The sequence below is a fragment of the Nocardia aobensis NBRC 100429 genome, assembly GCF_000308375.1.
Taxonomy (GTDB): domain Bacteria; phylum Actinomycetota; class Actinomycetes; order Mycobacteriales; family Mycobacteriaceae; genus Nocardia; species Nocardia aobensis.
The window spans coordinates 1-11,260 of sequence record NZ_BAFQ01000112.1; the positions used below are offsets into that span (position 1 = coordinate 1).

The 11,260-nt window shown below is 66.9% G+C and carries 12 protein-coding genes; 2 read left to right on the top strand and 10 right to left on the bottom strand.

From position 1 onward, the window contains the following. Positions 1-373: 373 nt before the first annotated feature. The gene (locus RJ03_RS14070) at positions 374-1,225 is read right to left on the bottom strand and encodes an SDR family oxidoreductase (protein ID WP_036502212.1); all 852 of its coding nucleotides are present in this window, start codon (positions 1,223-1,225) and stop codon (positions 374-376) included. 88 nt (positions 1,226-1,313) lie between these two features. Here RJ03_RS14070 and RJ03_RS14075 point away from each other — a divergent pair, with 88 nt between their 5' ends. Both RJ03_RS14075 and RJ03_RS14080 read left to right on the top strand, forming a co-directional pair. Continuing rightward, the gene (locus RJ03_RS14075) at positions 1,314-1,955 is read left to right on the top strand and encodes a TetR/AcrR family transcriptional regulator (RefSeq protein ID WP_051024673.1); all 642 of its coding nucleotides are present in this window, start codon (positions 1,314-1,316) and stop codon (positions 1,953-1,955) included. A 14-nt stretch (positions 1,956-1,969) separates the two neighbouring features. Next, the gene (locus RJ03_RS14080; protein WP_051024674.1) at positions 1,970-3,205 is read left to right on the top strand and encodes an NADH:flavin oxidoreductase; all 1,236 of its coding nucleotides are present in this window, start codon (positions 1,970-1,972) and stop codon (positions 3,203-3,205) included. A 52-nt stretch (positions 3,206-3,257) separates the two neighbouring features. Here the strand turns inward: RJ03_RS14080 and RJ03_RS14085 are convergent, their stop codons facing one another. From RJ03_RS14085 to RJ03_RS14130, 9 genes are all read right to left on the bottom strand, one after another. After that, positions 3,258-3,578, bottom strand: coding sequence for a hypothetical protein (locus RJ03_RS14085; protein ID WP_157163422.1), 321 nt, complete (start codon positions 3,576-3,578; stop codon positions 3,258-3,260). A 127-nt stretch (positions 3,579-3,705) separates the two neighbouring features. Then, on the bottom strand, positions 3,706-4,986 hold the full coding sequence (locus RJ03_RS14090; RefSeq protein WP_051024675.1) for an NAD(P)/FAD-dependent oxidoreductase: 1,281 nt from the start codon (positions 4,984-4,986) through the stop codon (positions 3,706-3,708). A 2-nt stretch (positions 4,987-4,988) separates the two neighbouring features. Then, positions 4,989-5,309: a 2Fe-2S iron-sulfur cluster-binding protein gene (locus RJ03_RS14095; protein WP_036502218.1), complete on the bottom strand. Its 321-nt coding sequence runs from the start codon at positions 5,307-5,309 to the stop codon at positions 4,989-4,991. 10 nt (positions 5,310-5,319) lie between these two features. After that, positions 5,320-6,549: a cytochrome P450 gene (locus RJ03_RS14100; RefSeq protein WP_036502221.1), complete on the bottom strand. Its 1,230-nt coding sequence runs from the start codon at positions 6,547-6,549 to the stop codon at positions 5,320-5,322. 33 nt (positions 6,550-6,582) lie between these two features. Next, complete coding sequence (locus RJ03_RS14105; protein ID WP_174372306.1) at positions 6,583-7,488, bottom strand: SDR family NAD(P)-dependent oxidoreductase; 906 nt, start codon at positions 7,486-7,488, stop codon at positions 6,583-6,585. 45 nt (positions 7,489-7,533) lie between these two features. Next, complete coding sequence (locus tag RJ03_RS14110) at positions 7,534-8,481, bottom strand: SMP-30/gluconolactonase/LRE family protein (protein WP_036502227.1); 948 nt, start codon at positions 8,479-8,481, stop codon at positions 7,534-7,536. A 234-nt stretch (positions 8,482-8,715) separates the two neighbouring features. Further along, a complete protein-coding gene (locus RJ03_RS14115) occupies positions 8,716-9,249 on the bottom strand; it encodes a VOC family protein (protein ID WP_036502229.1) in 534 nt (177 codons plus the stop codon). A gap of 293 nt (positions 9,250-9,542) precedes the next feature. Further along, on the bottom strand, positions 9,543-10,286 hold the full coding sequence (locus tag RJ03_RS14125; protein WP_036502235.1) for an ABC transporter ATP-binding protein: 744 nt from the start codon (positions 10,284-10,286) through the stop codon (positions 9,543-9,545). Between the two features lie 2 nt (positions 10,287-10,288). After that, the coding region (locus tag RJ03_RS14130; RefSeq protein WP_157163423.1) for an ABC transporter ATP-binding protein at positions 10,289-11,260 on the bottom strand (972 nt) is incomplete at its 5' end.

Below are 11,260 nucleotides of genomic sequence, written 5' to 3' on the forward strand. Positions count from 1 at the left end.
CGTCGGTCAGCACCCGCAAAGCTGATCTCCTGTTCAGCGGTGCCGACGTCGTCGTATCGATGTAAGACACCGGTCGGTGCGGCACAGTTTGACTCGCTAGAGACCTACATAGTCGAATATGTGTAAGAGAAACGAGGTTTGCTCGCTACATAATCAGCCTTCTAGGCTGAGCCGCAGCCAGGCCCGCCATCTCAGAGCGAACCAGTCGTTGCGGTCGGCGTCGATCTACAGCTTCGGCGTGTTTACGGCGGGAGTGATATGTTCGCCGGCATGCCCAGCTCGGATGACAAGACTGTCGGCTTGGCCCTGGTCACCTACCAAAGCGCAGAAGATCTTCCCGGGTTCCTCGAGACGGAGGCACCCTCCGATCCCGTCAACGGGCGCTGAACCCCCGGAAACGCCGGAGGTAGCCGACGATCCTCCGGAGCGGGACGGCGCGCGGCCAGTCGTCGGCCCGGAAGTACGCGTCACTGCCGCCGTCGACGAAAACCATGCTGCCGCAGAGGAACCGCGCTGCGTCGGACAGCATGAACAGCACCCAATCCGCCAGGTCGCCGGCGTCGCCGAAACCGCCGATCGGCACCGGGAACTGGCGGATGGCCGCAGCTTCCCGTGGCGTGGCGAGTTGCTTTTCCAGCAGCGGCGTCAAGATGGCGCCCGGCGCCAGCACATTGAGCCGGATTCCTTCGCCCGCCCAGGCGGCGGTGACGGCCTGGCGCCGGGCCCAGCGGCTCACCGCGATCTTCGACGCCGCGTAGGCGAACGAGGGCGCGTTCCGGCCGAATATCCGCACCGCGCGCAGAGCCTTGTCGGTATCCTCCGCCAGCAGCGCGCGGATCGCGCGGCCAGGGACCGCGGGCGTGGTCGTGGTGGCGTTGCTACCGAAGACCACCACCTTGGCGTCGGTCGCCGCGGCCAATACCGGCCGCCAGCCCTGCAGTAACTCGATCACGCCGCGATAGTTCACCTCGTAGATCAGGCGCGGGCGTTCCGCACCGGGAGCAGGGCCGACCCCGGCTGCCAGGACAGCGCCGTCGAGGTGGCCGTCCACTGCGGCGAGAACGCCATCGACAGCCGCGCGCCGGCCCTCGGCGGTGGACAGGTCGGCGACCACGTCGGCGGCACGCAGGTCGACGCCGACCACGGTGTGGCCATCTCGACGAAGTTTGTCCGCCACCGCTCGTCCCATTCCCGATGCCGATCCGGTCACGACATAGACACCCATCGCTTGCCTGCTTTCCGCTCTGCCTACTGCTGCTTCTGCGACTCCGCGCAATATTGACACACTACGACAAAAATGGTGGACTGTGGCCATGCCCCCGAACACCGCAGCTCGGCGCGGGCGCGGGCGTCCGTCGGTGCTGGACACTCGGGCAGTCGCCGAAAGCGCGCTTCGCCTGTGGTCCGAACGCGGATACTCGACGACCAGCTGGAGCGATCTGGCCGATGCGACCGGCATCAGCGCCCGAACTCTGCTGCGTCACTTCTCGTCTCGTTCGGATATCGCCTATCTCGGTGTCGAGCCGGCCACAAGCAGACTTCGCGATGCCCTCGACAACGCGACGGACAACGGCGACCCGTCGGCCGTCATTCGCGCGGCCGTCGTCGAATCGGTCTCGCACGACCCGAGGATCAGCCGGATCGCCCCGCGATGGTTGCGCCTGATCTCCGCCGAACCGGAGCTCGCCGCCATCGCGCCGCTGGCCTACCGGCCGTGGATCGACACGCTGGCGACCTACATCTCCGGTGTTCTCCCGGATGCACCACTGGCGATCTGCCGCGCGCTCGCTACCGCCTACCAGGCCGCTTCCTTCGCCGCACTGGTCGAATGGGCCGATGCCGGCGCAGAGGGCGACTGCGCGGATGTGGTCGAGGAGATGTTGCGCTGGATGGATATTCACGCTCCCGTGGATCTCTGGGGCGACCGCAGCACTCCCGCCACCAACCAGCCCTGACAAGGAGTTCCACCATGTCCGTCACCCCCACGCCCACACCCCCGGATCCTTTGGCGCCGGCCACCCTCGGCCCGATCCGGTTGCGCAACCGCGTGATCAAGTCCGCCACCTTCGAGGGAGCCACCACCGACGCCCTCGTCACCGACGCGTTGATCGACTTCCACGTGGCGGTCGGCGCGGGCGGAGCCGGCATGACCACCGTCGCCTACCTGGCGGTCTCACCCGAGGGCCGCACCGAACGCGACCAGATCTATTGGCGCCCCGAGGCAATTCCCAGGTTGCGACGACTCACCGAGGCGGTGCATGCCACCGGCGCCGCGATCTCCGCGCAGATCGGGCACGCGGGTCCGGTGGCCAACTCACGTTCCACCGGTCTGCCCTCGCTGGCCCCGTCGACACGACCGAATCCGTTGTCGATGAGCCTGGATCGCGCCGCAACAGAAGCAGATATCCGGCGGATCATCGATGATCACGCTCGCGCGACGCGGTACGCGATCGACGTGGGATTCGACGCGGTGGAGGTCCACCTCGGTCACAACTATCTCGCCAGCTCGTTCCTCAGCCCGAAGATCAACCGCCGCAAGGACTCCTGGGGCGGCCCGCTCCCCCGTCGCGCGGAGTTCGCCCGCCGAATTCTGCAGGCGGTACGCGAGGCAGCGGACGGACAGATCGCGGTGCTGGCGAAAATGAACATGGCCGACGGCGTTCCCGGCGGTCTGTGGCTCGACGAGTCGCTGGTCTTCGCGCAGATGGTGGAGAGCGACGGCCATGTCGACGCGTTGGAGCTGACCGGCGGGTCCTCGCTACTCAACCCGATGTACCTGTTCCGCGGCGATGTACCGATCCGTGAAATGGCCGAGACCCAAAGCGGCCTGGTGAAACTGGGCATGAAGATGTTCGGCCGCTTCGTGTTCGAGCACTACCCGTACGAACCCCTCTACTTCCGTGACTACGCGCGCCAGTTCCGCAACGAGCTGGACATGCCGCTGGTGCTGCTCGGCGGAATCACCGACCTCGCGGGCATGAACACCGCGATGAACGACGGGTTCGAGTTCGTGGCGATGGCGCGGGCACTGCTTCGTGAGCCGGATCTGATCAATCGCATCCGAGCGGAGCCATCGAAGACCTCGCTGTGCATCCACTGCAACCTGTGCGCGGCCAGCATCTTCACCGGCACGCGCTGTCCGTTGGCGAGCACCGACGATCGCAGCGGTGCCGCCGACGTGCAAATGATCGGGCTGCCCGGGTAACCGCAGTCGGAAGGAGCACGAGTCTTCGGTCCGGGAGAAACCCGCTTCGACATCATCCCACCGCCGAGATGGTCTCGGCGGTGGGATCTTTCAGCATGACGGGCGCCGATCCACGGAAAGGCCGTAGCCTTACCGGCGTGAACGTACGACGGCGCTCAGGCCACAATCCGGCGCACGGCAGGTGCGGCAGATCGAGGCACAGTTCGTCGTCGACGGTGACTGTGAGATCTGATCGCAACTGCGTCAGCGCACTCGCCACGTCGCGCGCTTGCTCGGCACCGGCCTGGTAGTCGAGCTTCAGCGGTCCGGCTTCGATGCGGATGTGGCGCAGCCGCGTCACCACCCGGTTACGACGTGAAACCCGCTCTGCCATAACACATTTCCGAACAATCACATCGCGCGGGCTGCACTACCCGGAGAGATCACCCGAACGACCAGGTTTCCGAGGCACCGGTGAGGGAAAGCCCACGGCCGTCCCTCACCCGCACCTCGACGGATTCCTAGCTCCGCACGGGAGCCAGGAGTTTCTTCAGCGGAACCGCCGTATCGGCCAAATCCTTCGGTCCCGGCCGATGCCCGTGGCTCAGCGCCGACCGCAAGGCCACGAAATCCGCTGGCGAATTCAGGCATTCGGCGGCAATGAGCGCATCGTCGGCGAAGTACAGCGCTACCCGCCGATGCGGACGCTGCGGATCGGTACGAACCAGCATCGACGTGTGCCCGCCGATGAGGCCGGCGATCTGCAACTTCTGATCGCCCTGATCCGACCAGAACCATGGGGCGGGTCTCTGCGGGCACGGTTCGCCCAGTAGCACCGCAGCAGCCGCGTTGGCCTGCTCGACCGCATTGTCCACCGATTCGAGCCGGTAACGAACGCCGGACTCGGAGACATGGGTGGTGCAGTCGCCGATGGCGAGAGTCCACCCGTCCGAGGCCAGACAGTGCCGGTCCACGAGGATGCCGCCGTCGCAGTCGAGTCCGAGTTGCTCGGCGAGTTCGGTCCGGGCCTCGGCGCCGATTCCGACGAGGACCGTCGCGGCCGGGATTTCGCGGCCGTCGTCGAGTCGCACCGCGTGAATCCTGTTGTCGCGGTGCTCGATCGACACCGGCAGCGCTCCCAGCACCACGTCGGTCGCCATCGTCCGGTGAGCGGCGAGCAGGGCCGCGGCGGTGTCGGCGCCCACCGCCCGCGCGAGCAGCCGCTCCCCTGCCTCGATCACGGTCACCTCGGCTCCGAGTACCCGCGCCGTCGCGGCGACCTCGAGACCGACGAAGCCGCCGCCGACGACCACGACAGGCCCGGCCGGCACCCGCGCGGCGAGCGAACGAGCATCCTCGAGGTCGCGCAGCACCAGCACATCGGGGTGATCGGCGCCGGGCAGCGGCAAACGCCGCGGACGCGCGCCGGTGGCAAGCACCAGCCGGTGGAATTCCCGGATCGAATTCTCACCGTCGCTGGTGAACCGCACCTCGACGCCGGCCGGGGTGCGGCTCAGGTGCGTAACCCGGGCACCGACGAGCAGCTCGATCTTCTGGTCGCGGTAATAGTCCGGCTCGCGCAACAGCACCGAGTCACCGGTGGCCTTACCCTCGAGCCACGCCTTCGACAGCGGCGGGCGCTGATACGGCAGATGCGGCTCATCCGAGATCAGCGTGAGCTCACCGGTGTAGCCCCCGGCGCGAAGGCGATCGGCGAGCTGCACCCCGGCATGTGCGGCGCCGACCACCACCACGCTGTGGGGCGGCGCCTGCACATCGGTCCCGTTCTGCGATTCGGTCATCGTCAGACCTGCTCGTCGGGAATGGTCACGTGCAGATCGACGCCGTCGAACAACCTGAGCTGGCACGACAGCCGCGAATTGTCCTCGCGATCGGAGGCCGTGCAGTCCAGCATCTCGTCCTCGTCCTCGGACGGATCGGCGAAGTACCCCAATTCGCCCGGCTCGAGATATACGTGGCAGGTCGCGCACGACAACGTTCCGCCGCATTGGCCGACGATGCCGTTCACACCGTTCTTGACCGCAGTCGACATCACCGAATCACCGACGGCGCCGTCGACGACCCGCACCTGGCCGTCGGGCTGGGTGTAGAACACTTTGGGCATCGGCACGCTCCTACCAGGTGACCGGCAGATCGACGATCGGCTGGGTGAGGTTGTCGTTGTCGACGACCGCCTCACCGTGCAGTGTCAACCCGGGCAGCCGCTTGAACAGCTCGGCCAGCCCGACCTGCATCTCCATCCGGGCCAGGGGCGCGCCCAGGCAGTGGTGCAGCCCGTAGCTCAGCGTCAGATGCGGGTTGTTGCTACGCCGGATATCGAAGACGTCGTCGTGTTCGAGGGCCACACCGTCGTGCGCCACCGCCGCCGGGTCGACCATCACGGCCTCACCGCGCGCAATCAGCTGACCGTCGATTTCCACATCCTCGGTGGCGACGAACGGTACGAGGCCGCCACCACCGGCGACCTTGTCCCCCAACGCCATTCGACCGTGGCGCAGAATCTCCTCGACGGCGGTCGGCGCCAGTCCGTCCGGATCCTGCAGGAACAACTCGAGCTGGTCGGGGTTGCGCAGCAACGACAGCACACCGGCACAGATGAAATTCGCGGTGTTGTCGAATCCGCCGATGATGAGCACCAGCGCGATCGGCAGAATTTCGTCGTCGGTGAGGCTGTCGTCCTTGTCGCGGGCATTGGCCAGGTCGCTGAGCAGATCCTCGCGCGGGCTCTTCCGACGCTCCTCGATCAGCGCCATCATGTACACGACCAGTTCGGTCATGTTGGCCACGACTTCTTCCTCAGGCATATTCGCCACCGCGAGAGTCGCCGAACTCCACTTCTGGAACTTCGGACGGTCCTCCGGCGGCACCCCGAGCAGATTGGCCAGCATCTGGATCGGCAGGGCGACGGCATAGTCGTGAACCAGGTTGGTGGGCGCGCCCTTGGCGACCATCTCGTCGATGAGATGGTTGGCGAACTCGACGGCCGAATCCCGCATCGCCTTCACTCGCTTGGGCGAGATCGAGCGCTGCACGAGCTTACGCAGTTTGGTGTGATGCGGCGGGTCCTCGAATTGCAGTGTCGTCCTGAGGAAGTCGGGGAATTCCACGAAGTAGGGAACCGCCCGTTCGCCGGTGCGGAACGGTTCGCGCACGAACCGCCCGTCACTGAGCATCTCGCGGGCAGCTGCGTTGCGGTGGATAACCCACACGTCCCCGCCGAAAGGCATCGTCATCTTGGTCATCGGCCGGTCTGCGGCGATGGCCCGGTAGCGATCGATGGCGTCCTTCGGCGGCACCGGCTCGAAGGGGTAGTCGGTCGGGCTGACCGTTTCGGTTGTGCTCATGAGCAAACTCCAGTCGGGTGCTGTCGAAGGTGTTCAGGACACCGGCATCTGAGCCGGCGCGACGACCTGCGGCAAGGCGTCGGGGGTGATCGCCATGATCTGGTCGAATCGCTCGGCGACGCTTTCGATCGTCAGGCCGGGGTCGTGGATGCCGACGGTGTTGACCAGTGCCAGCCGGTTCACGATGCCGCCGGCCACGTTGAACACCTCACCGGTGACATCGCAGCTGGGGTGCACCAGATAGGCCACCACCGGTGCGATGTGCTCGGGCAGCAGCGAGGTGCGCATGTATTCCATGATTTCCGGCGACAAGGTGTCGGCCGCCGCTTCGGCCATGCGGGTTCCCGCCCCGGGAGCGATGGCGTTCACCTTGATGCCCTTGTCCAACCCTTCGAGAGCGAGGTTGCGGGTCAGGCCGAACACCGCGCCCTTGGAGCCGCCGTAGTGCGACATTCCCGGATTACCCAGCATCGCTTGGGAAATGGTGTTCACGATCCGCGGCGATTCGGCCCGCAGCAGGTGCGGCCACGCCGCCCGGCACACGCGCAGGGTGCCGAAGTAGTGGACGTCGAGGTGACGCTGATACTCCTCGTCGGGCACCTCGTCGAACGGCGCGGTGCGGACGATGCCGGCGTTGTTCACCACGCCGGTGAGCCCGCCGAAGGCCGAGACCGCCGCCTCGACCAGGTCATGGGAGCCGTCCTCGGTGGACACGTCAGCGGCGCATGCCACCGCGGTGCCGCCGGCGGCGGTGATCTCGTCGACCACCTGCGCGGCCGGATCGTCACCGTCCACGCCGGAACCGTCGATGCTCGCGCCGAGGTCGCCGACCACGACCGAGGCGCCCCGCGAGGCGAGCAGCAGCGCGTGGGCGCGGCCGATACCCCGGCCCGCGCCGGTCACGATGACGACGCGATCGCTGAAATCCAGTGTTGCCATTATCTTTTCCTCGAGCTCTGTGAATTCGGCGGTATCGGGCGGGATTCAGGGACGGGTGTCGCCGCCGTGCTGCGGCACGTCCGCCACCCAGATGCCACCGAGTGCTTCCCGAGCGGACTTCTCGAAATCGAAGACCTCGTAACCGGCGGTCAGGTACAGGGTGCTGCGATCGGGACCGCCAAGCAGGCAGGCGGAGGCTATGCCGTTCTCCAGCGGCAGCGACACGGCGTCGGTGATGCCCTCGTCGGTGAAGCGTGCGACATACCCGCCGCCGGGCATGGCCGCCCACACCCCGCCCTCGGCGTCGAGGCCGATCCCGTCCGGCATGAACGGGCAGGTGGCGAACTCTCGCGGATTCGACAGCGTGCCGTCGGCGGCGCGATCCATCACGGTGATCTTGAAGGCCATCACCTCGGCGGTGTAGACCCGGGTCCCGTCGGCGCTGACGGCAATCCCGTTGGCGCACAACAACGGACCGACTTTTTCGGGAGTGCCGACGGCGCCGTCCGGTTCCACCACGATCAGGGGTGACGGAACGGGATCCTCGCCCTTGAACAGATCGAAGCCGAGCTGGGTGATGTAGGCGCGCCCGTCGGCGTCGACGACCATATCGTTGGCCGCGGCCGAGCAGTGCTCGGAGATGTCGGCGTACACCGACAGGTCCTCGGGGCCGCCCCCGCCGTGGATCAGCACCAGCTTCTCGTGCATGGACACCACGATCAGCCGCCCGTCGGGCAACCAGCCGAATCCGCCCAGCACGATCGGCACGTCGGTCTTCGCCGCCCGTGCGTTCGCGTCGACGACGACGGTGGCGTTGCCGGCCGCGTCGAGGGTCTTCAACATTCCGGTGTACATATCCGAGAACCAGAACGTGCCCTCGTGCCAGCGGGGGCACTCCGGCCAGGAGTATCCGCTCGAGATCCTGCGGGCCTCGTGGGTCGGAGCTTTCGCCGCCGCGACGGCGGCGGCGACGGTGTCGACGGGATTGGTCATTGTGAGGCCCTCCAGCAACGGTGATAGGGACGGAAAGTTGGTGCAGCCGCGGCGGTCTCGGCTCCACAGCACATGTGAGCCACGACTACGGCCGTGTGCGACGGCGGTAGTCCGACAGGCCACGTGCACCGAGTTCACAGCGGTGAACTGGGTCACAAGCACGTGGCATGACAGGACGATAGGTTTCCGCGATCGGCGCCAGCCGATCCCCTCCCATTCAGCGGGAGAGGTCTGTCAGAACCCGTCCGCGTACCGCGCCGCGATGCGCTCCCACACCGTCGGATCGGTGCGAGGACCACCCGGAGTGGACGCACCGTAACGCTCGATCTCGGCTGCGAGATCGAGCGGAGCGGTCGGCGGGGTCCCCGGTACCAGGGCCTGCTCGACACATTCGTCGGGCACCAACCAGCACACCTCGAATTCGATGCCGTCGGGATCACGCCCGTACAGGGCCTTGGTGGAACCGTGATCGCTCGCACCGGTCAATGCCCGTGCTGCGACGAGACGCTCCTGCACTGCCACGAGTTCGGTCAAGGTGTCCACCTCCCACGCCACGTGATACAGGCCGACCGCGCCGGGCACCGGAGTCGCGCGGACCCGGGACTGGAACAGACCGAGATCGTGATCGTTGGCCGAGTCGGCGTGACGCAGAAAGGCGACCCCGGCGAACGCGCCGGGAAGGCGGCGGAATCCGAGGACCTTCTCGTAGAAGTCCAGGCTGCGGCGCAGATCCGACACGTACAGGACGACGTGATTGATCCCGCGCATACCCGCCCTCCTCGACGACAACGCCACCGGCGCACACCAGGTGACGACCGCAGTACCGAAATCCTTCCTCGAACCTACCGGCGAACACGCATTCCATCCCGCAGAGCGGAACGGCGCGGCCGGCCTGCCCCGCATCGCGACACAGATTTCAGCCGACGACCGCCGCGACATCGAATAACCGGGTTCGCGACGGGGCAGGCCTCACACGGAAGGCTATTGGCCTCGATGCATCAGCGGAACGAATCTCTTTGCGGCCGAGAGTGTTCGTTCTTGCGCGACGGACCGAGATCGAATCAGGGGACCGCCGCTGCGGCCGAATCCTCCGCTCCCTCACCCAGGTAAGCCCGCTCGATCCGGCGCGGATCGGCGCGCAGCGCTTCGGCGGTGTCGGCATCGGCCACTGTGCCGTGCACCAGGATCGCTGCTCGGTCGGCGATTCCGAGTGCCAGGTGCACATGCTGCTCGACGAGCAGCACACTCATGCCGTCGTCGGCGAGTCCGCGCAGCACGTCCAGGATCTCGCGAACGATGACCGGGGCCAGTCCCATACTGAGTTCGTCGATGAGCAGCACCTTGGGGCGCTGCAGAATCGCCCGGCCGATGGCCAGCATCTGCTGCTCACCGCCCGACAGGCGTCCGGCGTCGACCGTCAGCCGCTTCTCCAGCGCCGGAAAGTACTTCAGCACTTCGGGGATCGCCGCCCGGCGCCGAGCGCGCTGCCCCACCGCGAGACGCAGATTTTGCCGGGTGCTCAACTGGCGGAACAGCGCCCGATCGTCAGGGACAAGTACGACCCCCGCACGCACTGCGGCGCGCGGGCGTCCGCTTACGACGTCGGCGCCCTCGACCCGGATTTCACCGCCCGCGCGGGGAAGCAGTCCGGACAGGGTCGAAAGCAACGTGGTTTTGCCCGCCCCGTTCGGCCCCAGCAGGCAGGTGATCTCACCGGCGTGCAGGTCCAGGTCCACACCGCGCAGGCATGGTCGTTGCTTGAGGTAGCCGGCACTGAGGTCGCGACATTCCAGCACTGTTGTCATGGCTATGCCTCCTGCGTGGTCAGAGCGCCGGACTGCAATTCGGGCACTGCTTCGGGATCCACCTCGACGGTGTCGGACGAGACGCCGAGGTAGGCGCGCAGCACCTCTGTGTTCGTCCGGATCGATTCCGGTGGTCCACTGGCGATCACCTTGCCCAGATCGAGCACGATCACTCGATCGCAGATGGTGAGCACCAGCTCCATATCGTGATCCACCAGCAGGATCGCGGTGCCGCTGTCGCGGACGGAACGCAACTTCTCTCCGAGCCAACGGCTTTCGTTGTTGTCCAGGCCCGCGGCGGGTTCATCGAGCAGTGCCAGCGCGGGGGCGGCGGCCAGCACGCGTGCCACCGAGACCAGTTGCCGCTGCCCCTGCGACAGGGAGGCCGCCGCGGCATCGGCCATGTCACCGAGTCCGAGTACCGCCAGCGTGCGGGAAACCAGCTGGGCAACAGGCACGTTCGACTGCGATCGGGCGGCGCCGACCCGGACGTTCTCCGCGACGGTGAGATCGTCGTAGAGTTCCACATCCTGGAAGCTGCGGCCCAGGCCCGATCGAGCGCGGACGTGAGGCGGTGCACCGGCGAGGGCAGTGCCGTCCAGTGTGACCGCACCGCTCGCCGACGCGAATCCGGTGACGGCGTCGATCAGGGTGGTCTTTCCGGCGCCGTTCGGCCCGATCAGGCCGACGATCTCTCCCGGGAACACCTCGAAGGTGACATCCGAGACTGCGGCCACCGCACCGTAGGACACGCTGACCCCGTCGACCGACAGCAGCGGGACGTCGGCGGCGCGTGGCGGCGCGGGCTCGGCCACCACCACCTCGTCGGACGGGGTGCGGTCACGGCTGCGCAGCGCCGGCCATGACACCCGCGGCATGCGGCTGGCGATGCCGTCGGGATTGGTCATCACCGTGATGATGAGCAGAATCCCGCTCAGTACTGCGTAGTAGTCACCGATGTGCAGGAAGCGGTC